At 39.3% G+C, this 22,357-nt stretch carries 18 protein-coding genes and 1 pseudogene; 9 read left to right on the forward strand and 10 right to left on the reverse strand.

The genetic code is table 11. The features are described from left to right. Window positions 1–113: 113 nt before the first annotated feature. The 3 genes and pseudogenes from Q0Y52_RS00070 to Q0Y52_RS00080 all read left to right on the forward strand — a co-directional run. A pseudogene (locus Q0Y52_RS00070) lies at window positions 114–989 on the forward strand (transposase); the annotation flags it as partial. 283 nt (window positions 990–1,272) lie between these two features. After that, the gene (locus Q0Y52_RS00075; protein WP_297816343.1) at window positions 1,273–1,443 is read left to right on the forward strand and encodes a hypothetical protein; all 171 of its coding nucleotides are present in this window, start codon (window positions 1,273–1,275) and stop codon (window positions 1,441–1,443) included. A 176-nt stretch (window positions 1,444–1,619) separates the two neighbouring features. Then, the gene (locus Q0Y52_RS00080; RefSeq protein ID WP_297816345.1) at window positions 1,620–2,663 is read left to right on the forward strand and encodes an acyltransferase family protein; all 1,044 of its coding nucleotides are present in this window, start codon (window positions 1,620–1,622) and stop codon (window positions 2,661–2,663) included. Window positions 2,664–2,869: 206 nt separating this feature from the next. Here Q0Y52_RS00080 and Q0Y52_RS00085 read toward each other — a convergent pair. Both Q0Y52_RS00085 and Q0Y52_RS00090 read right to left on the reverse strand, forming a co-directional pair. After that, a protein-coding gene (locus Q0Y52_RS00085) for an IS3 family transposase (protein ID WP_297816348.1) occupies window positions 2,870–4,026 on the reverse strand; the annotation gives its coding sequence in 2 pieces (ribosomal slippage) (window positions 2,870–3,780 and window positions 3,780–4,026; 1,158 coding nt in all). A gap of 139 nt (window positions 4,027–4,165) precedes the next feature. Then, window positions 4,166–4,450: a hypothetical protein gene (locus Q0Y52_RS00090; RefSeq protein WP_297816351.1), complete on the reverse strand. Its 285-nt coding sequence runs from the start codon at window positions 4,448–4,450 to the stop codon at window positions 4,166–4,168. A 1,574-nt stretch (window positions 4,451–6,024) separates the two neighbouring features. Here Q0Y52_RS00090 and Q0Y52_RS00095 point away from each other — a divergent pair. Beyond that, on the forward strand, window positions 6,025–6,672 hold the full coding sequence (locus Q0Y52_RS00095) for a PEP-CTERM sorting domain-containing protein (RefSeq protein WP_297816353.1): 648 nt from the start codon (window positions 6,025–6,027) through the stop codon (window positions 6,670–6,672). A 194-nt stretch (window positions 6,673–6,866) separates the two neighbouring features. Here the strand turns inward: Q0Y52_RS00095 and Q0Y52_RS00100 are convergent, their stop codons facing one another. From Q0Y52_RS00100 to Q0Y52_RS00135, 8 genes are all read right to left on the reverse strand, one after another. After that, entirely contained in the window at window positions 6,867–7,067 is a 201-nt protein-coding gene (locus Q0Y52_RS00100; RefSeq protein ID WP_297816356.1) for a hypothetical protein, read from the reverse strand. Window positions 7,068–7,249: 182 nt separating this feature from the next. Next, window positions 7,250–7,429 (reverse strand): hypothetical protein, encoded by a 180-nt coding sequence (locus tag Q0Y52_RS00105; protein ID WP_297816359.1) that lies wholly within the window; start codon window positions 7,427–7,429, stop codon window positions 7,250–7,252. A 421-nt stretch (window positions 7,430–7,850) separates the two neighbouring features. Then, window positions 7,851–8,867 (reverse strand): IS110 family transposase, encoded by a 1,017-nt coding sequence (locus tag Q0Y52_RS00110; RefSeq protein ID WP_297816361.1) that lies wholly within the window; start codon window positions 8,865–8,867, stop codon window positions 7,851–7,853. Between the two features lie 80 nt (window positions 8,868–8,947). Then, window positions 8,948–9,787 (reverse strand): transposase, encoded by an 840-nt coding sequence (locus Q0Y52_RS00115; protein WP_297816364.1) that lies wholly within the window; start codon window positions 9,785–9,787, stop codon window positions 8,948–8,950. A 576-nt stretch (window positions 9,788–10,363) separates the two neighbouring features. Beyond that, entirely contained in the window at window positions 10,364–11,569 is a 1,206-nt protein-coding gene (locus Q0Y52_RS00120; RefSeq protein ID WP_297816367.1) for a DEAD/DEAH box helicase, read from the reverse strand. A 152-nt stretch (window positions 11,570–11,721) separates the two neighbouring features. Beyond that, window positions 11,722–12,813, reverse strand: coding sequence for an HNH endonuclease signature motif containing protein (locus Q0Y52_RS00125; protein WP_297816370.1), 1,092 nt, complete (start codon window positions 12,811–12,813; stop codon window positions 11,722–11,724). A gap of 48 nt (window positions 12,814–12,861) precedes the next feature. Continuing rightward, window positions 12,862–13,578, reverse strand: coding sequence for an OmpA family protein (locus Q0Y52_RS00130; protein ID WP_297816373.1), 717 nt, complete (start codon window positions 13,576–13,578; stop codon window positions 12,862–12,864). Window positions 13,579–13,581: 3 nt separating this feature from the next. Then, entirely contained in the window at window positions 13,582–15,555 is a 1,974-nt protein-coding gene (locus Q0Y52_RS00135) for a hypothetical protein (protein WP_297816375.1), read from the reverse strand. A 670-nt stretch (window positions 15,556–16,225) separates the two neighbouring features. Here Q0Y52_RS00135 and Q0Y52_RS00140 point away from each other — a divergent pair. The 5 genes from Q0Y52_RS00140 (at window position 16,226) to Q0Y52_RS00160 (ending at window position 21,933) form a co-directional block, all read left to right on the forward strand. After that, complete coding sequence (locus Q0Y52_RS00140) at window positions 16,226–17,305, forward strand: ParB/Srx family N-terminal domain-containing protein (protein ID WP_297816378.1); 1,080 nt, start codon at window positions 16,226–16,228, stop codon at window positions 17,303–17,305. Between the two features lie 206 nt (window positions 17,306–17,511). Next, on the forward strand, window positions 17,512–17,685 hold the full coding sequence (locus Q0Y52_RS00145; protein ID WP_297816380.1) for a hypothetical protein: 174 nt from the start codon (window positions 17,512–17,514) through the stop codon (window positions 17,683–17,685). Between the two features lie 471 nt (window positions 17,686–18,156). Next, on the forward strand, window positions 18,157–18,648 hold the full coding sequence (locus Q0Y52_RS00150; RefSeq protein ID WP_297816383.1) for a hypothetical protein: 492 nt from the start codon (window positions 18,157–18,159) through the stop codon (window positions 18,646–18,648). Continuing rightward, the gene (locus Q0Y52_RS00155) at window positions 18,635–19,816 is read left to right on the forward strand and encodes a TerB family tellurite resistance protein (protein ID WP_297816386.1); all 1,182 of its coding nucleotides are present in this window, start codon (window positions 18,635–18,637) and stop codon (window positions 19,814–19,816) included. Before Q0Y52_RS00150 ends, Q0Y52_RS00155 begins: the two co-directional genes overlap by 14 nt. 392 nt (window positions 19,817–20,208) lie before the next feature. Continuing rightward, a complete protein-coding gene (locus tag Q0Y52_RS00160) occupies window positions 20,209–21,933 on the forward strand; it encodes a hypothetical protein (RefSeq protein ID WP_297816388.1) in 1,725 nt (574 codons plus the stop codon). Window positions 21,934–22,357: the final 424 nt, after the last annotated feature.

Below are 22,357 nucleotides of genomic sequence, written 5' to 3' on the forward strand. Positions count from 1 at the left end.
TTCAACCACAACAACTATTGCAAAACGCGTTTAGATGAGAAACATCCCTGTTTCTCACCCTACGGGCAACCTTTGGTTGTCCTAATTCATTCCCGATGAATTGGTCATCAGATAAAAGCCCCGAAAAAAGTGAACTGAATGTACTTGCTCACCGAATTAGCCAGCGTGTTGCTGGTTTTCTTGAGCGTGAGGGTTTACTCGTAAGAGATATAGAAAATGACTACTTGTCTTTGGATGGGCTAGAAGAAGATCCCATGTTACAAATTCACGGGTATTCAATTACCTACCGTATAGCGACAGGTTCACAGCAGGGGCGAAAGGTATTTACGCTACAAACCATTGCTCCTAAGATAGACCAAGGTGTTGAATCAGACCGTGTCGCAAATGTAGCAGGGTTCAATCTTCATGCGGGTGTAATGAGTGACGCTCAGGATAGGAATAAACTCGAAAGACTTTGCCGTTACTTATTTTGAAGAGAGTCCCGCTCTACAGTATCAGAAAAAAGGTTGGCAATAACGACTTACGGGAAAATTCGTTACCAACTTAAAACACCCTATCGTGATGGTACCACCCATGTGATCTTTGAACCGCTGGATTTTATCGCCCGTTTAGCTGCCTTGGTACCTAAACCCCGAGTAAACCTCACCAAGTTAGATGAGAAACATCCCTATTTCTCACCCTACGGGCAATCTTTGCTTGTCCTAATTCATTCCCGATGAATTAGTCATGGTGTTTTTGCGCCAAATAGCAAAAACAGAGCTGAGATCTCCCCCTATAAGGCTAAACAAAGAAAGCAGGGGGCACATCGAAAACCGGATGGCACTAACCAAAAACAAACCAGTGACAAACGTAAATCAATGACCTGGGCGCAAAGGCTCAAACGGGTTTTTGGGATAGATATTGAAACTTGTGCTCAATGCGGCGGTATGGTTAAGGTTATTGCGAGTATTGAAGACCCTGTGGTGATCGAAAAGATCTTCAGCCATCTGAACAAAAAAACCAGCAAAATTGATAGAGAACGTTTGCCAGAAAGCCGCGCACCACCTCAATTTAACTTGTTTGAATGATCACAAATGAATAAATCAAAAGAGCTGGTTTGTATAACAGCATGGGAAGTATTGTCTTTTTAGCTTAAACTGCCAAAAAGCAGTCAAGTAATAGACAAAAAAAGTCTGAATTTTGATGGAACATCGACATAAAAGAGAAATAATGGCTGAATATGAAGAAAAAAGACTGACTGCATAGACTGCATACTTTAGATTATCAGGATAAATGGCGTTTATTCTGCCTATACTCTCAGCTAATCAGTTAGCTTCATTCCCTGCGGAACCTTTTAAAACCCCCGGCGCTTTGATTATACGAAATGGTATTCGCCCAAAGGATAGTGCAGCAGATAAAGGGCTTGAAGTGAATAGGCTTGATAATTGGTTAGCCAAGTTTTAGGGTTCAGCGGCTAAAGTGGACATGGAGTGAGGGTATAGTTGTTTACTAAAACAAATCGTAGCTAAATGACAATTAAAGAAATAGCGAGTAAATGGTCATTGGTTTGTATGCATTCTTTTATGCAAGTTTGCATTTATTAAATTGTTTAAATACTTCAGAGTAGAATAGGTAAAAACGTGGAAAGAGTTAGTTTAATAGATACAGCAAAAGGGCTTTCAATTTTATTAGTAGCATTACATCACTCTAATCTTAAAAATATATTTCCGGAACTGATTGAACCAATGGGCTTGTTTAGAATGCCAACGTTTTTTCTTTTATCAGGTATTTTTTTCAGTTTTGCTGCCCCACCTACTAAGTTTTTTTTAAAAAAAACTAATGCCTTATTAAAGCCTTATTTTGTTGTACTTATTGCTTTATCTATTATTAATTTATTAACGCAAAATGAAATGTTACTTTGGTACTTGAAGGGGATGTTTTGGGGTAACGGAGGAACAATTCAATGGGTCGCCTTGTGGTACCTTACTCATTTATTTGTACTTTTTTGTTCTGCATTTTTATTATGCAGTTATACACCCTTTTTAAAGATACCAAGCTTATTTCAATGGCTAATGTTATTGATTTTACTTGTATTCGGTAGTTCAATAATCGATCTTGTCTATAATGTTCCTATTCAACTTTTGGGACTCGAAGTTAACTTACCAGGGTTACCTTTTTCTATAGATATTTTACCAATGAGCTTGCCATATTTTTTAGCTGGTTATCTATTAAGAGCGACTCTTCTCAAGTTTAAACCGAATGTTTATTATACGTTTATGACTTTTGTTATTTTAATAACCATCATTACTTTTACGGATGCGAAATTGGATTTTAATGAGCGGGTATTTCAACCTTTTCCTGCGACAGTTTTAGCATCTATTTGTGGTATATATCTGCTGATTAGTTTTTCTTGGATTTGTACCAAAGTTAATTTTGTCGCTAATGGGTTGCAGTCGTTAGGAAGTGCGAGTTTGTTCATATTGCTTTTTCATATTCCGATAGGGGGATGGTTTTATAATTATTCTTTTTCATATTCCTCTAGCGACAATTGGCTAATATTTTGCTCATTGTGTTCTTTCATCTTAAGTTTTACTTTACCAATAATTATAAAAAAGGGAGTAGCATCCAGTCATATTTTGTCTTTACTTATGCTTCCTACTTTAAATAAAGAAAAATCGGCATGATTAGTAATTCATTTTTGTTGAAATGACTGTAGCCATAATAAGGATCCGCCACAAAACAACATCCGAAACTGATTGGTCTCTTTATCCTGCCTCACTTTCGGATCTTATTTAATTCTAGATCCTAAAGCGGGTTATTGGTTTAAGTTTAGAAACTTTTGTCTTTAAATGCCTTTTATATTTAGTGTACTGGTCAACTCCTGTTCTGGTCAAGTCCAACCGGACACTTTTCTAAAGGAGTTTTCAAATTCAATTGGCGATTGATCCAAATTAGCTGAATGTAGTCGCTCAACATTATAATATTTCATGTACCTAGCAACATCTTCTCGCATATGTGTTCGAGTGGGCTGCGGTACTTTAAACAACCAATCATGCTTTAAACTTCCAAAGAAGCGCTCCACAACAGCATTATCCCAGCAAGCTCCAACATCCCCCATACTAGCTCGACAACCTAATCGCGACAGTAGATTTCTAAAGCCTTTACTCGTGTACTGAGAGCCTCTGTCACTGTGAACCACCAAACCTTTTGGTGGTTTGCGTAAGTTATGAGCCTTTATCAGCGCTTGCTCGACCAAATCACGCGTCATGCGTTTTGATATATGCCAGCCCACAATACGGCGTGAGTACAAATCCATGACAATTGCTAGATATAACCAGCCCTCACCAGTCTTTAAATAGGACACATCACCCGCCCAAATTTGATTGGGTCCAACAGGATTGAAATTCATATTTAGCAAGTTGTCAGCCACAGCATCACTGTGTTTGCGCTTGGTTGTCACTTTATAAGCTATTCGCTGAGTCACAACTAATTTAAGCCGTTCCATTAACTTAATGGCGCGATACCGCGTTATTTCAAAGCCTTCTTTGCGTAGTGCTTTAGCAAGCTCTCTGCTGCCTAAACTGTTTCGACTTGCCTTGAATAATGCTTTGGCTCGTCGATACAGTCTTAGCATTTGAGCGCTAATGAGTTCACCAGGTTTTTTTAGCCATGCGTAGTATGCTGACGAACTCACTTCCATCACTTTACAAGCAACTGACACCGGATACTTAGCATCAAGCTCACTTATAAAAGAATATCTTACTTCATTTCTTTCGCGAAGAAGGCACTGGCCTTTTTTAGGATTTCACGCTCCATTTGTAGACGTTTACTATCTTTCCTGAGCTGAATTAACTCTGCCCGTTCATCACCAGATAATGCATCACCTAGTGCCTGTTTCTTATGCTTAGCTACCCAGTTGTAAAGTAGTTTGTCTGTCACACCTAAAGATGCAGCAGCTTGTACGATTGGATAGTCTTGCTCTATTACCAGAGCGACCGCTTCTTGTTTAAATTCTGCGGGATAATGTTTATTTGTTCGTTTAGTCATATTCACCTCAATTAACAGGATTATAATCCTTTATTGAAGTGTCCGGTTAATTCAACCACAACATCCATCCGGACTCTTTTCTTAAAGAATTTTCATACGCTATAGGGTGAGCTTCGGGTGTATCCCAGTTTCTGACAAATTATTTGCGCCCGAATAAGACCACATTTTCTGGCAATTCCACTTCCTCTTTGTAGCTGGCAGACAGCAAATTCCAACCCTCATCAAACCGTTCACTTTGAATTAAACTTCTTGCCGTTAAAACTCCCTGACCACCCGCAATATCCCATCGCATGCCTGAACATTTCATCCGTTGTGTCACCAAGGTTTTGCACGATGCCTCCGTTACACCAGACCCAATAGGTAAATTATTTTTGGCCAGTTCAGCATAATTCATTCGTGACAAATTGTTTTTGAAGTAATTCAACTCCGTCAGGATTTGTTTTCGCTTCGGGTGCTTTTTATGGAGGTAGGTCAGCGTTCGGATGACCCGTTCGGCACCACTGCTTGAACAATTTAGCTAAGGCGCTTTCGCCCGTGCGACGTGAAGTCGTATGTAACGCTGTTCACCGCGATAAGAGTGAACCATCTGTAACACCAGATGACCCTATGACTCTGAATAAAGTAGCGAGTCTGACAATGTAACAAAGTCCGCTGGACGGGAAATGAATCGCGAGAGGAAGTTCCTCCTGACAACCACGCAAGTCGTGTAAGTGCTAGGGAGTCAGTATGATGAATGTAAGTGAACCCATGTAAGATGCGTTATGCGCCAAGCAGCGGAAATGGTTAATACGCTGTGGCCAAAACGGCAACGAGGGCAGGAAAGAGATTGGGCCATACTCTTTCGTGATCGAGAATCCCTTCGCCGATAGCGAGATAGAGAGAACAAGTTTGTACCCTAGATTATTATATTAATCTGACAGGCGGCTTCAAGCTCAAAGCAGCCGTTGGTGATACTTTTAATGAGTGCATGTCTACATATCAGTATGAACGATATTTGTAGACAACTAATATTATAAAGGGGCACAAACCGCCATAGACATTTTGCATTATTCACCTCTTGATTCGATTTCGTTCTAGCTCGCTTTCTCCCAATACCGAGCGTAAGAGGCTATCTCGATTTCGCCTCCCAAACGAGTTCAAACAATAAGTGTCATATTGATAAAATCAAAACTATTTGTCTGAGTGGGTAATCATTAAAAATCAATATGACACGCCTGATATTCATTTCAAATAAATACAATAATAGTCAGTACAATAAACAAATATTAGGAAATGCAGTAATGTTTTCATGTAAATATCTGCAGACTAAAACGAATGTAATTCATAAACTAATTTACTAGGTTTGCATACATTCTTGTAAATTTACGTAAAGTGTTATGGCAATTGAGGGATCTCTAAATCATTTAGAAAAGTTCAATAATCAAAAAGAGAACGCTAGATTAATCACTGTTTCAGTTGGAATAAAAAGTAGGACACCCATATCTTAGATCTTTTAAAATCATTACGTTAGAAGTAATATTGTTAATCGACTTAAACAACAAATATCACACGCCATTACTCACAATACTGTCGTTTTTTACTTTAATAGTTACCCATATTCACACTCCAACTACTGCCCTGCACTTCGGGAAATTACTGCAACCCCAAAAATTATTGCCGACATTCTTGCCCTTTTTCGCTTTTCTCAATATCATAAAAAGATATGGGTGTCCCGGCTTTTGCCCTGATTATTCGCCGAAAAACACCATGAAAACGGGTGAGTTTTACTTGGGGCTTGGGTCCCAAGGCCGATAAAGTTTTAATATGCACAAGTAAAAAGTGTCGACATTCTTTACATATTGTAAATTCCCCTTTGAAAAAAATTCTACAACACACTGTAAAATATATACTTTATATTATATTAATGGCATTATACTTGCTTTAGTTAAGAAGCATTAAATTATAAATATGCCTAGCCTACGGATCAGGCTTTTTTAAAAAGACAAAAAGGGTGAAATAATGAATACACTAAACAAATGTGGAGCAGCATTGGTACTAAGCTTGTCTTTCGTTTCATCCGCCAACGCTATGGTAATCGAAGGTCAACTATACAATACAGGTCTTGATGGCACAGGGGCTTTGGTCGCAGCTACTGGTGGCATAGATGGTAACTGGGACGTTATCCCACCAAACGGTGATGCAAAAACTTACTACAACAACGCCTATTTTGATAATGACGACAACTCCCAGTGGATATCAACCGATAGAGCTGGCGGCACCACATATAGAGACGCCTTATTCTCAACAACATTTGATCTAACCGGCTATGATGCGAACACTGCCGAGATTACAGGTTTGTGGGGTGTTGATAATTGGGCAACTGTTTATCTGAATGATATCGAAACTAGCGTAACTTTACCTTTTGGTGTTTCATCTTTTAAGTCGCTTCATGCATTCAGTATTGCCGACAACTTTATTGATGGAAAGAATATCCTTACAGTGCAATTAACTAACGGTTACCCCGATCCAAACAATCTAGCATTCGGCCCACTAGCTATACGCTTTGATGATTTAAAGCTAACAGCTGTTCCGGAACCTGCGAGCCTTGCTCTACTCGGATTAGCTCTAGCAGGTCTAGGTTTTAGCCGTCGTAAAGCAAAAGCCTAAGTTCACTCGTTAATATTTAAGAGCCCACCTAGCCAGCCGGGGGGGGGGGCTTTTCTAGGCCATTATTATATATACCAAGAAGGTCACACCATTAAGATCTGATAATGGTACTGCAGGTACGAGGATACGAATTGATTTTTGCAGTCGGCAATGACGAAATGATCATGCCCCACCTTTTTATTTTAAGTAAATATTTAACGGCCGATTTTTTCTACTAGACCTTGCTGTTGAAGTGCTTGCCAGAATGCTTCCGGAATATCTTCTTGATACCAATCATTGTTTTTTCCAATACGAGATGCATTCGTCATGCCAATAGCAACGCTTTTGACGACTTCAAAGCACAGTGGATATTGAATCGCCGCAGCGCCTAGGGTGACGTTAAATTGGTCACACACCCGCTCTATGGCGATGACTTTTTTAAGGATGCCTTTCGGCGCAACTATCCCTATTTCGCTCGCTTTCTCCCAAAAGCATTCCAAAACGGCATAGTTATTTTAAACAGAATAAATGAATAGCGATTCAAGCTGGAAATTACCTCTAAATTGGATTTGGACAGAACCAAGATAACCTTCTCAGGCTAACGTAAACTTTCAGATAAATTTTGGTATCCCAAAACAGACCGACCACCTTCATTTAGCTGTGGTCGATTTGTAAGAAATTGGACAATGGTGTTCATCGAAGCTTTACGTTGCATAAAATATTTTATGTGCATGCCATTTGGGTCATGCATGCCATTCGTGCCATTCGGGTCACCCATTAGTTAGTTCCGGTCAAGCAAGTATGTAAATTTCCTTGGTATTTTTTTACCAAGTATTAAGTTGTACATGAACCGCTAATTTGTTGCTTATTAATACACACCTAAAAATCACAATGTTGGTGTCAATATGCACCAGTCACCCATCTGAATTAAAGCGGTGTAGTCATGCAAATTAGTATGACTACGGCTCTTGGCTTTATAAGCCTCAGTAATTATTTAGTGCCAAGATTAATCCAGTTCTTTGCAGATTTTTCTGCAACTTAACAGATCTATGGTTCGGCTTTATTCAAACCGTCCAACCCGTTATGGCTTTAACCTTGGGCATATCTTTTTACAACAAATAAGATGGTATCGTTCAAGGCCCAATCAGATCTAGTGGTTTTACCAACCCCATTTGTAACTCATGAACGATGCCAAATTCTTAACAAAATGCTTTTTCTGCATCAAACGGTACTTTGTCTCGTAATACATAAAAACAAGCTCTTGCCAATTTATGGGCCACGGTTTTAATGGCAACCGTTTTATTCGTTTTAGCTAATTTTCGTTGATAGTAACTTTTAACCGTTTTGTTATAACGAATGGCAAAGTTAGCCGCTTCAACAAAAGCCCAGGCTAGGTATTTGTTACCATTCTTGGAATTGGTTTTACCTTTCTTTTTACCGTTGCTATAACGAGCGCCACTGACGCAACGGCAATAGGAAGCGTAATTTCCTACTTTATTAAAGCGATGAATGTCACCCGTTTCTAACATGATAGTGAGCGCGAGAATATTGCCAATACCGTCAATGGTGATCAACTCTTGAAAATCGGGTGTTAATTGAACTTGTGCTAATACTATTTTTTCTAATAGTTTAATTTGCGCTTTTAGGCACTTCATCACGGTAAGGTTACAAATTGTTGCCTGCGCTGTATTTGGTAATGGGAAATGCTTTTCAATTGCTGCAGGGGTTAACTGTTTTATCTTGTTATTGCTCATTTTATAACTCAGATGGCGCATGTATAGCCCTTGAATAGACAAAAGATTGAGAGTGGCTTGCTGAACAAGCTGCATGCGTTTACGCATTAAATCACGGACTGCTCTGTCTTCTTTCGGGTAAATATAACCTTCAGGCAAAATACCTAATCGCAGCATTTCAGCAAGCCAGTCAGCATCACTTTTATCATCGGAGTATTTCAAACCTGAGTATTGCTGAATGGCCGTCGTATTAGCGAGATGCACCTGGTAGTTAGCGTCGTTTAATGCATCAACGAGCCAATACCAGTTGAATGTAGACTCAACAACTAAACCTGTTAATTGCTTCTCGAATGGTTTAAGAAACAGAAATATTTGGTTTAAATCGTTGGGTAACTTTCGTCGAGCGATAACAACACCTGCTTCATCTTTAATTGAAAAAACGCAGTTGTTGGAGTGTAAATCAATGCCACCATATAGTTTCATTTTAAAGCCCTCGTTTTAGCTATGTGTATAACATACACTCTAGGCTTGAACGTGAATCGTAGGAACTTACTATATGATTATCAGGTCTTTAATTTTGATATTATCTGACTTACTCGAGAATAATGAATACCAAAGTGATCCCCAATTTCCTTTAATGTATAACCGCCAGATTTATAGGCATTTAGCATTGCTTCATCGCGAGAGGAGGTTTGTTCTTGATATTGCGACAAAGGCTTTGGAGTACAACGGCGCTGTTTTAATGGTACTTCTTTTAAATCCCCTAATCGAGAATTTTGTAGAGGTTGATACTTTTCCACAAAATCATCATCTCCTAAAAATACTTGATGTTGTAAATTGTCCCATACAGTTACACCGACTCCCTCATCAACAAATTTCTTATATTCACAAATTGCTTGTTTTCTATTAGAAGAAAATAGTTGTAATAATGCATCAGTCGCTAACCAAGGTGGAGACATTTCTCGACCAACCATATGGTGGAAACTACTCCATAACCATTCACTGGGGGAATCAACCATTCTTGCTCGAACTGGGTTAAGTACAATGTAACGAGTGAGTTCTAGCAAGTAAGCATCTTTATCAACAAGTATTGCTTTAAAACGGCCTTGAAATAAATGCCCTACTCTCTGATGCTTTCGATTTATCGATTGTGTAAAAACACCGTTGAGTTGTCGCATGCCTTTGCTCAAGTTTGCATCTGGAGTTTCAATTAATAAGTGGTAATGATTTGTCATTAAACAATACGCATGAATAGCCCAATTAAATTTTTCACAAACATCGCTTAATATATTTAGAAACAGCTCAAAGTCATTTTCTTGGATGTAAATAGCCTTGCGTTCATTGCCTCGAGAAGTGACGTGATAAAGCGCACCAGAAAATTCCAAACGTAAAGGACGGCTCATTATGTTCTCCAACTAATTGCTTTATGTGCAAAAGAATTAATTAACAGAAAAAGAAAAATCATCTAGTGTTGTGCAGATTCTTAATCCAAGATTAATTAAATATAGTCCAGTAGCACTTATATTCAAAATTAAAGACCTGACCCGAATGGCACGTAATTTTTCCCGTTCGAAATAGTGTCACAACTCGGAACTCCAATAGCGTATAACAGTTTATTAGTCGGAAATCGGGTTAAGTGCGAATTCAATTCGACTTAAAATTTCCGAAAAAGTAAAAATATAATCATTTCATAGTCTTAGCGCATATGAAAGTCATTTTCAGGATGTTTCTGACAAGTGGAAACCGCTATTCCGGTTAAATACGAAATTTCATAAAAATATGCTTTGACTTTAAGTCCATATCTAACAATAACCTACAAGAGAAATATGATAACAAGTGCCACACATTTTGCGTGAGTTCCCCATAAAACATTGGCAATATTTTAATGTCAGCCTTTATCGAGTCAATCCGCTTAGAAATTCGAAACCTACGGGTCAGATTTTGAGTTTTGCACAAAATACAAGACCTGACCCCAATCTTTATTCTACTGTAGATAAACAGGCCATGGGGCTTGAAAATAATGCTTTTTCTAATGTGACTCGGAATAAGCGACTGTGATTTTGTCCGCCTTCGCTGCTTTTGTCTAAACTGCCAAAGTTCGCACCCAGCAGTTCACGATAAGCGTCTTCTTCAACTGCTGTTGCGTTTGAACGTATGGTTTCTATTTGACGTTCAGGGAATTCTTTGGCTATTTGATCTTTGACATCTTTTTTAAAGCGACGAACAACAAGGCCTTTCTCATTAAAGTCTTCGTGTTTGTATTCTTTAGGGTTACTGATAGCGGTGGCATCAAGCATGTTCATTAAACTAGCAAAACTTTCAGGCTTACCATCATGAGGCGTTGCAGAAAGCATAATAAGGCTATCTGACTTGCTGGCTAATAACTTGGCAAGACGACTACGCTGTGAGTTAGAGCCACGTTCAGCCACGTTGTGGGCTTCATCAATGACAATAATGTCCCAATAAGCTTGTTCAAGGTAATGACGGTATTCGATATCTTGTTTCAGGGTATCGATAGAGATAATCGACTTATCGAAGAAATGAAACGGATTATGGTTAGTAGGTATTTTATTACGTACGCGTTGTAAGCCTGATGAGTCTAATCGCGTTAATGGTATTGAAAAACGGTTCCACATTTCTTTTTGGAACTGAGTCAGCATAGATTTAACCGCTAACACTAAAATACGTTTACCTTTGCCACGGCGCATCAGCTCAGACATTAAGATGCCCGCTTCTAAGGTTTTACCTAAGCCTACTGTGTCAGCAATTAATATACGCTGACGCGGCTGTTTAAGCGCCGTGAGTGTCGGGTCTAATTGGAATGGTAAGGGATCCATGGCGGCCTGATGGCCAAAGTGAATATTCTCATCGGTTGGTACGCGTTGACGCAGTAAACTTTCGATATAAAGCAAGGTACCACGGTAATTGGATGATCTGTCTTCAACCAGTTTTGTTGTGGCAGGATCTAGAATTTCAATGGGCTTAGCACCAATGGCAGGATCGTTTTCAATAGAGGTTAAAAAGCGCCCTTCTTTACCACGGACTAATTCAGATAGGCCTTCACATTCTATTAAGTAACCGCCGTCGGCACTTGGGTCGGCGCGGCGCACTATCCACTCAGCATCTCGCACGACAATGCGCATGCCTGGGGCATAGGTGATTAGTTTTCTATAGGCTACGTTCATGTTGTTATCTCTTTTCCCTGTGCAAATAACTTTGTATTACGTTAGAAATGTTGTTTCACAATGACAAATAGCGTTGAGCTATGCGCCACATTTGCTGTTTTACGAATTATTGGGCTCTAAAATTACGGTTGTGAATTTTAAAACTATTTGTATTATCTTAAGCTTTGCGCCAAATCATCCATTTGACTGAGGGCATGGCGCATACTGTAAACTTTCCAACCTTGTTTGCTTGCTGCTAAGGCAGATGTCTTGTCTACCGCTACTCCTACTTTTTTCAATGGCCAAGAGAGTTCAAGCTCTGTGACAACTTCTTGTTTATCGTTCTGAATTTCTTCACCCACTTCTGGCAGGGATACCTGGTGCTTTTCTAATAGGTCGATAACGCCATTCATGGCAGGGTCAGCCAAAGCATAGATGTCCTTCCAATTTTCTTTTTTGTTAAGTTTTTGTTCCTGCCGCAGATGATTAATCGTTTTTGTTTCTTCATGTTTAATAAACATGTGCTGATGATCTGGCTGCTTTCTATGACAATCTGCACATAGTGGCGTTAAATTACGACTGCTATTGTCAGACTTCACTCCATTAATATGGTGAACATGCAACAACCCTTTGTGACTGCTGAGATCCAGGCCACACTGTTGGCACTTATAGTTAAATTGCGCTCTAATTTTCCTTGAAATATCATCCCAATCATCGGTGTAACCTGCGCTGGCATTATTCGCAACGCCGGTGGGCATGTACTTGAAAAAAGAACTGTAGGTGTCGAAAAATTCTGCGAGTTCGAAGGTGGAAACAAATTTTTTCCTGATTGCCCCTCTCGGCATTGAAGAAAACTTTTTATAATTAAGCGCATCCAAGCAGTACTGACAAACGTTTAGATTGGTATCCCCCTCTATTAATTCATTTGAATTATTAGTGCCAGATACGGCAAATATTCCATCCAACTTGTTCGTAACCACATATCTGTCAAATCGGCCTTTTTGTCTCATGCGCTCTAACATTTCACAATCAGCAATATGAAACCTATTTCCCTTTGTTCCATCTTCGATTACGGCGTATATCTTCTCGTTGTAACTATGATCTTTTATATAAAGGAGAACCTGTCTGCCTTGATAACTCGCAAGACCTGTTTCAAATTCAATATCCTTAAAATTAACTTCGAAGCCTTCGCCAAGAAGTGCGTCAATAGGGTCAAGTATGTCCAGTTTGACTGAATGCGAAAAATCTATTAAGTCTGCCCCCATTTGGCTAACAGCATTATTTAATATCGAAAAATCGACAGTCAGCTTCATTTAAAGGCCATCAATGATTTTACGTATTTGAATGTCAGCATTGGTGATCACACGAAATGAAACACGGCGCGACTTCTGTTTGTTTTCGGTACCATCAGCATTAGATTTGAATCTTGAAGACGCTAAGCCTACTGCGGCAAAAGAGGACTTAATCCAGATTTTTTGTTCGCTTGTAAGTTGTTTTAAAAAATAACTGTAATTTAGAACGCTACGTGTTCTGTTTTGAGACAGTGTCATATTAAAAAAATAGGCGTCATCTGCATGGGTATTAATGCCCCATTCGGATGACGTATGCCCCTCAATTCTGACCTCATCAATGCTCTTGCGGTATTGGTCAAGTACTTTGAGATAACGAGGAATAAAGTCGGCTAAGATCTGTTCAAATTCAATTTTTAGAGTACTTTTTCCGGTATCAAATAGCACTTCAGGTGAATCAAATTGAAAAGATAAAGTTTCTTTGTCGATTGACGCTTGCCATATACTGAGTTCGCTAGAAAATTCAGTATTGAGTGCATCAAAAATAGCTACCTGGTTTTCCTGATAAGCGACTGCCACGTCTTTGATTTTATCGCGCTCAATTGACACATGACGCATAAACACGATGGCAACAAACAAGAAAACCATCATCAACCCCGCCATGAGATCCGACACCGACAACCAATGTTCACCATCTTCTGTAGGCTTGGAAGAGCCAAAAATTGAATTATTTGAAGACATCTATCAGGCAGCCTGATTAATTACGTTCGTCATTTCACGGACCAATGACTTATAATCTGTAGTGAATTTTTGCGTTATGCTTCCTAGGTTATCGCCTAAAAGTTTCATCGAACGATTAAGCTCCTGCTGCATAGACTGGTCGATCATGCCTAATTGTTTTTCAACCGCGTCCCCCGTTTTACTCACTTGGTCTTTTAAACCAGAGTCAATATTTGAGAATACTTTTTGCATATGCTGAGTTTGTGATGAAAATACATCTTCCAGTGATGATTCAAGGCGACTTTGCATATTTTCAATACTTTTAACTACACCGTCTCTAATGTTTGAAGTATCTGTAACTAATGATTTATTGGCATCGGTGAGTGTAGTGGAAATATCTTTTGAATCACTAATCAAGCCATTAATCATATCCCTGACATGCTGGCTTAAGTCGTCTGCGGTATCTTTAAGTGCATTTTTTATTACTTCTGTTTGGCTAGTCACATGATCTGCTGTAGAAGTTAGCGCGCCGTTTGTTTGATGTACTTTATCTTCAAATTCTTTGGCACCCTCTGTAATCACTTTCTCAACTTGATTTGCACTTTCTGCCAATTTCTCACCGATAGTGTTGACACCTTCTTTGGTATTTGTGACAAATTTATCGAGTAAATCATTAGAGGATATAATATGAGATTTTATGTAGGTATCTGACTCTGTTAGGAGTGTCTCGTAGTGTTTATTAGCAAGGGCAACCGATTCAGAAATAGTATCAGCAGTTTTTTGAATATGAGTATCTGATTCTGTTAGCAGTGCCTCGTAATGTTTATTGGCAAGGGCAACCGACTCGGAAATGGTCTCAGCGGTTTTTTGAATATGAGTATCTGACTCTGTTAGAAGTGCCTCGTAATGTTTGTTGGCAAGGGCCACAGAATTAGAAATTGTATCAACCGTTTCCTGAATTTGGGTCCTGATTTCGGGCACTGCTTCCACGGCTTTATCCCGCATATCTTTAAATGCTTCAAGATGACGTTCAAGCTCAGCCAACTGGTGCTGGTTTACTTCCATCACTTGTTTCAAATTAGTCATAGTTTCAGGGATAACTTTAGCCTCGTGACTAATCGCTGTTACTGACGTTTCTGTTGCGGCTATAGATGAAACACCGAGCTTATATTGCTCTGTCATATCTGCGATTTGAACTTTGTAGTTTTCTTGCCAGATAACTAACTCTTTAACTGACTCGTTAAGTTGTTTGAAATTTTCACCAAACTGTTCGGTTAAGTTGTTATTAAAATCGGTAATAACCTGCTTAAGTGCCTCAATAACCGTTTCTGTTGCTGATTTAGATAATGTATCTGCAAAGTCCTGTAGCTTAATCCAAAGTTTGTCTGAGAAAGTATTAAAGCTCTCTTTCTGGGATGTAATACTCTCATCCATAGATTTCAAATGTTCCTCAGACCGCTCCATGCCCTTTAACGTTAATTTTTGATTGTCATTAACATCACCTCGCATTAATTTAAGTTGGCTAACCAATGAACCGTCACCGTCACCGCCTATCGCTGTAACTAAAGAGACTAAAGATTGATTTTGCCCAGTAATTGCGGCAAGAATATCCTCTGGAGTAGCGCTATCTATTTGGGTTGTTTCTTTTTTGGGAGATAAGAAACCCATCGATTGCAGCCCTTTAAAAATGATGGAGGTTAGAATTCCAAGCAAACTGGTAACAAAAGCTGTTTTCAAACCACCCAACAATAGACTAATACTGCCATCGATATCTTTTTCATCAAACAACATCAATCCAATAACAATGCCGCCAAATGTTCCGAAAATACCTAACGATGTAAGTAATGCAGGCGTATAAGAAACAAAATTGGGGTATTTAGATTTAATTGAGAAGAAACAACCAAACACAAAAACCAGCAAAATTATCCCACAAACAATCTCTGATAAAATCGAGGCTTGGGTTATTTTTAATATACCTTCTATTCCATTTGCTATCATTACGACTCCTTTAGCTTTTGGATACTTCTTTTACTGACACATTACTGTTTTAAGTTGTCAGTGCCTTGTGTGGATGTTTTATAGTGAGTATTAATGATTTGTTTACTTGTCTATTTTCTCCATGTGTTGAGCATGTTACTTTCCGCAAAACCAATTAATTAAAGTGGTTGGCCAAACAAGAAGTGGCTATATAAAACAAGTTTACTAATTCCTATAATTATTAAAAAACTCACGTGACTGTTTTACTTAATTTGAAAAAGACGTATTGCCAATTTTTAAAATGCAATAGCGCAAGATAAGTAACACCTCAGCTTTAGCTAAAAATGTTTTGACCAGTAATTAGCTGTTACTTTATGTGAAGCAAGAGAAGTGAATTCACAAACCCCTCCCATATTCAATGCACCATAACGACTAGAGAAATAATTTTTAATATTTCTTTGTACCGAAACACCAGCTATGTAGCCACTTTACAAATACATGGTCAAGTATTCAACAATAATTAGAAACTCTGATACGTTACTACATACAACAAAAAATGCACGTTAATATGATAAACTAAGCTAAAATTGTCGCTAGTAACTGTAAATTAATTTATCAAAAATTCTCAAAATTGATTAGAATGTAAATAAATGCGAATAACAGCATTATTACAATCTTTAGGTGGTGTTTTTTGTCAAATATAAGCTTAACTCAGAGACTTATTTCAGGTCTTAAACATAACAATCAGGCCATCCCTTGCGACGATACCTTTAGTTATAAAGTTTTGTTTTTAAATCATGTGTTACCTGACGAAACCAATTTCAGGTACTTCCCGGCCATCATTATTGATGATGAACACGCAGACTTATTTGTAAAACGTCTGCTCACCAAACGCCAGTTAGCTGATATCTACAAGGGTGAAGGACATGTGTTGGTAGGTAAATCATGTTTTATCAACTGTATGAAGTATGACACACCAGAGTGGCGTAATGTTAATAAAAACATCGATTCAATCACAGAATTGGCGAATAATATTAAGGTGTCTGATCTTATTCAGGTACCCACTATTTTTCCATTGGAAGACGACAACTATCAGGTATTAACTGGCCACAGGCGTTTTTTCGCTTTAATTTATTCAAAAGGCAATCATGCTCCTAGCCAATTTAAGGTATATGACTCCCAGCCCTTGATGCAAAAAATAAAGCAGTTTCAAGAAAATTCTAGCCGTGAAGACCTACCCCAGTACGGAAAATTGTGTGCTTTTAATGCCGCAAAAATTGAAATTGATGCTTTGTCTTCGGCTAACAAACAATTAGGGCGAAGTTCTATATCGGTTAGAGAAACCGTGTCAATCATGGGTATCTCAATGGGGGCTTACGACAACTATAATGTTCTCACTCGTTACCCATGTGTATTGGAAGCCTATAATAATGGTTTGCAATACCCGTTTGTAAAAACAAAGAAAATAGTACTTCAAATCGAACACGATTATAAAGAAGAGCATGAAAAGACACTGCTTAATATCCACGACAAACGTGCAATCGCTCAGAAAATAGAAATGCTATTATCGGGTGAAAAACTTGTTAGCTCCTCTCCTACTCCACTGCGTATTAAAAAGATAAAATCGAGCAATACCATACAGCAACTTTTAACCTGTAATTTGCAGAGCCTGGATATGGGAATTAACTGGGAAAGTATCAATTGGAACGATACTAAAGAGGTAACAGAGGTGATGAACAATGTTATCGACTTCCTCGAAAATCAAGAATAATCAGTATTCACATGGATCAATTATTTTGGCATAATGTTCTTAAAGTGCTGTTTATCTGCACGCGATAAACAGCACTATTTCGATAGCAAAATTTTTTTTTGTATGATAAAAATACAGTGAATGTGTTCATAGTATAGAGTAATTACATGTCAATCGCTTTTATATGGATATGAAGTATATCAATGTCAGGGATAAGGAGTAGGCAATTGAAAGCATCAAATAATATAAGTCAAGGTGACATTCTAGATAAATTAGAGTGGGCATTTGAAGAAGGTTATAGATTAGGCATAGATGATGCCAAAGAAGGCATATTCATTGACATGGGCACAGTTCTTGAACAATTTAGAAATACCATTTCTGAGGCAGATGACAGCAGTTAATCCAAAAAAACCATTTGGTAACACCAACTAACAACGTCAATATCAATCAATTCTTTTTTTTGGATATGTGATTTGTGTGACGGTAAGCCTGTCTCACGCGTGAGAGAATTTTATAATTGCTTGCGCAAAACAATTATATTAGTTGTTAATTTGCTAACAGTGTAATGCTAATACATCAGTCGGTTTTTGGTGTCATAATTACTTTTTTTGACACTATGACATTATGACACTATGCATAACCCATATTATTGGGTATCAATGACGCAGACACCTAACGTAATATTTTTATGTGAACATGAGTCACACCATGGCCGAATAGATAAATAGCCAACGCTGACTCCCTCAAAGATATAAAATAGATGGTAATAAAAATATGAGGCATCATGTAATTTGATTTTAGAAAAAATGATATTTTATTTTACCTATACCCGCAGCTGATATTGACAGAGCAGAAATTACAGGAGTAGACCAATGAAGGCATTTACTAAAGATTTCAACACTGGAAAAACGATAGAAGTAGAAATTCCGGATGAGAATCTTGAAGCATTGCAGGCATTGACGCAGGACCGCGTTAGTGACACCAAGCTTCAATCCTACATCGACAACCTAGACCTTCCCGCGGATGCCAAGGCACTAATCGCTTCTATCCTGAAGACGGCTGTTAGAGTTGGAGAAATGGTTATTCGAATTGGGAAGAAAATCGTGGAAATTGTGATCATGATTGTCTCCAAGTTTCCTAACGCAACATTTGGATTAGTCTTAGGATTAATTGTTGGCGCGTTAGTGACGTCTATACCTCTAATCGGTGGATTACTGGGTGCCTTCGTTTTGCCAATAGCAGCAGCCTTTGGCCTTGCGACTGGATATATGGATGATCTTCGAGACAATAGTCTAGCCAAAAAAGTTGCTGAGGCTTCAGCAATGTTTCAGCCACTGAAGAGTGACGCGAATGTCGTTAGCTAATGACCTAGATGATTTTTTTGACCAAAACGAAGAAGTAATCGTTAACGAGCCATTAAAATTTAAGGCAAAGCTCGGTATCGGTGAACGTGCATACGGTTTGCTTCGGGCCAGAGAGCATATGACAACATTCAGTGAGGCCATCGGCGTTGGCGCAACTGGCTCAGCTATAGCATCTAGCGGGGCAGTGGCCGGTACATTTTTTGCCAGTAGCGGATTCATGGCCAGCACATTGTCTGTTGTAGGCTTAGGCACAACTGCAGTTACGCCCATTGGCTGGGTGATCGCTGCTGGAGTTATATCAGGTGGCGCATATGTCGGCGTTAGTCGTCTATTCGAGAGTAGCAAAGATAACGGCCTAATTGTCATTCCCAAGTATATAAACACTCCTCTAGATATAATTTCAGTTGCTTTGATTGAGCTGATGCTCCCAGTCAGTTTAAAAATGGCAAATGCTGGTGGCAGCATGCATACGTCAGAATTAGGAGCAATTAAGCGTTTTTTTTCTGAAGAATGGGGTTATAACCCTAGTTTCGTTAGCAGACTAATCGACGAATATCGAACCCAAACTGACTTAGTATCATATTCAAAGCTAGCTGGCTCGCTCGGGTCGTATTGTGCAAAAAGCAAGGACTGTGACAAAGAAGCGATAATGACTGGCTTCATTAAGCACCTTCGTGAGGTCATAGAAGCAGATGGCGTTATAGATGAGAAAGAAGTAGAAGAGTTAAATTACCTCACAGGCTTATTAATCAGTGAGTCCGAAAAAGCGGGCGGAAGCTCTTCAGTTACCAATGCGCTTACTGCTGCATCTGAGCGCTTGAGTCAATCAACAAAGTTAGCGGCAGGCGTTGCATTATCAATCGGAAACGCAACGGCATCAGGTCTATCTGCGGGCACGGGATATGTGGCTGATACGGGAAAAAGTGCAGTAGATAAATCCTCCCAACTATTACGAGAGTTTTCAGAATCAGAAGTAACCAGAGCTCTCAAAACAAGCACCGCACAATTCACTAACAAGTCCAGAGAGATTGCTTCAACGGGGGTAGATGGTGGAATTAAATATGCGGCCGTAGCCAAAGAAACCACCTCCAAAGCAGCCAAGTCACTATGGAATTCACTGTCTATGAAAGTGAATAAAAACGATGAGGGTAGTAATAATCGTTCATGAACATCCAAGGTCCTTCGAGCCAAGATGACTTGGCCTGCCCTATTAAACAAAGTTATCTGGATTTAATATAATGAGTAAGTTTTTCCTGTACCGCATTTTATCCATAGTCGTTTTGATAAGTATACTGGCCGGAGTCCAATATCCTTTAATACTTGTGCCCATAGCCTGGAGTCTGAGCCTAATACTTCTTAAATTAGTTTATGGAAATGAGTTTTTATTTATCTACACACCTCTAATACATGATGTGAATAACACTCAGCGTACTCTGTGTTCACCTGAAGGCCATTTAGCACTTTTTGCATCCTGTATTGAGAAACGGTATGTAAAACAACAAAGACACTTTTTTTACGACTGCATTCACCACCACAGCTTCCTATAAGAAAAGATGAGACATGATGCCCGCACTATTTAAATATTTGCTGTTTTCACTCGTATGGTGTGCCGCTGGATGGTGGTATCAAACAAATAGTCTGGAAGCTCTGCCCTGGTTTCTGATTATTGGGGCGCTTTTTTTTGGAACCCCCATATTCTTGTCTGGCTACTACGGCGCGATAGTTGGCAAGATCGAACGCGGTAAATCCTTTAAATCGCGAGGTCTTCTATACTGGTGGACCATGAGACGTGCAGGGTCTCTCATTAAATGGCTATTAATAGCCACAACCTTAGGGGTTTCCACTGCCATATGGTTTGCTGGTATCAGACAAGCCGAATGGCTCTCTATAGCGATCGTTGTAGTCTCTTTCTACATGTGTTTTCTTTTGCTGCTGCGATTTACTCAATCCGAATACAAAACTTTTATGGCTACATATCGCGCTATCATTTTGGCTAGATGGATGGCAACCGTAATATCAATCTTGGTTTATCTCTTTATTTTTCCTAATGCCCTCGAGAACGGCATGAGTATCTCCAGTAGACTTGCGGAACTAGGCTCAGTAGAAGCTAGCAAAAGTGGTAGCCTTCTCTTGCAGCTTGGCGTCTACCTCATGAAGTATGTGCAGGTTTTTAGAGAGTCAGCGTTAGCTGCACTATTAGACGGTCACGGACTTTTATGGAAATCGGCTGCAGTTGCCCTAGTTTCAGCTGGCATATTCTGGGGGATTTCGGCAACCTTAAGTTTTTTTGTGATCCCAAGAAGTGAGCTCCGGAGAATATTTAGCTCAGCTGAGATCGGTGGACAACCGACTCCACTTTCCGGTAGTACCGTGATTTTCGGCTCTGCTTTTGCCACATTGATAGTAGCGTTCATTTTACCTGCGACTGTATTGTCGGTGGAGTCATTTGCGCGCTCTAAGATCACTCTACTCGAGAACTGTGAAGAAACAATAGCTCTTCCTGGCACGTGCAGAAAACTAGAAGAGCATGACCTGAGTTTGCTAACGAATCGTTCAGAACATAACGCTCAACTAGTTAAACAAATACGACAGGGCTTTGAACAGGTGCGTCTGAATGTTGATAGATATCTAGATCACTACTATAGCCTGCCAGCAGAATACTTTAGACTTGGCGCTATGCTTACCGGCAACTTGGAGGACGCGCTGGAAAAAGACGTTAAGGACTACCTTGAAATAGGAGAGCCTTTCAAAAATATGGAAGGTACCCTTGCAGTGCTTTCTAGAGAGTTGGATATACACACAGAAGAACGAGCAGCGATCCTTGCCGAAAACACGAATTGGGAGCAGCCGTTATTTTTCCGCATCAAGGAGTTCGAATCAGCACCTACCATGATCCATTTTGATCCACAGCTAGACCTACAGGCTCGCTTCGGTGCTGGCGCTGTAAGTGGTATCGTAGCAGCAGCAATATCGAAAAAATTGGTCGCTAAAGGGACACTTAAAATTGCCACCATTGCAATGACCAAGGCCGCAACAGCTAAAGCCGGTTCGACTCTGGCTGGAGCCGCCGCCGGTGCTACGATCGGCAGCTTATTTCCTGTTGTCGGAACTTTTTTTGGCTCAGCAGTTGGAATCTTAAGCGGATTGTTTATTGGTGTCAGTGTCGACAAGTTAATGTTGATTCTTGAAGAGGAGCTGAGTCGAGAAGACTTTCACAGAGATATCGGTCGGTCGATTAATGAACAAGAAGCCGCGATGATCTCTCTCCTGTCGACGCAAAGCTAGCTTTACTGGTTTAAACTTGGCCATATTTCTTTAGACAACTATGAATCGATACGCGTAAAGTTGGGGATGAAAGTGGTGGCAGAGTCACTTTAAAACTTATACGTCAGCTAATTTAAGCATTTACACGAATTACGTAGACATTCATCGTAAGAGTCGATTACCCACATCTTTGGCAATGCTATGGAAGGCATTTTTAGGCTTTTTCCGCCTGAATTAAGTCTACAGTTAATGTCTGATATTGGCTGTGAGTTTAACTGGCCGATTCAACACATTGGTGAAATCTTTCAAAAGTGTCAATTCTATGAAGATAAAATTTTTTGTTGCTCTACAGATGAAGGTTTAAAAGCTACAACTACAAACATTTTGTTAGTGATGAAGTCATTTAGCGGGCAATACTGTGTTAATTCAAACTCATAACAACCAC

This window comes from uncultured Paraglaciecola sp., from assembly GCF_943787955.1.
Lineage (GTDB): Bacteria > Pseudomonadota > Gammaproteobacteria > Enterobacterales > Alteromonadaceae > Paraglaciecola.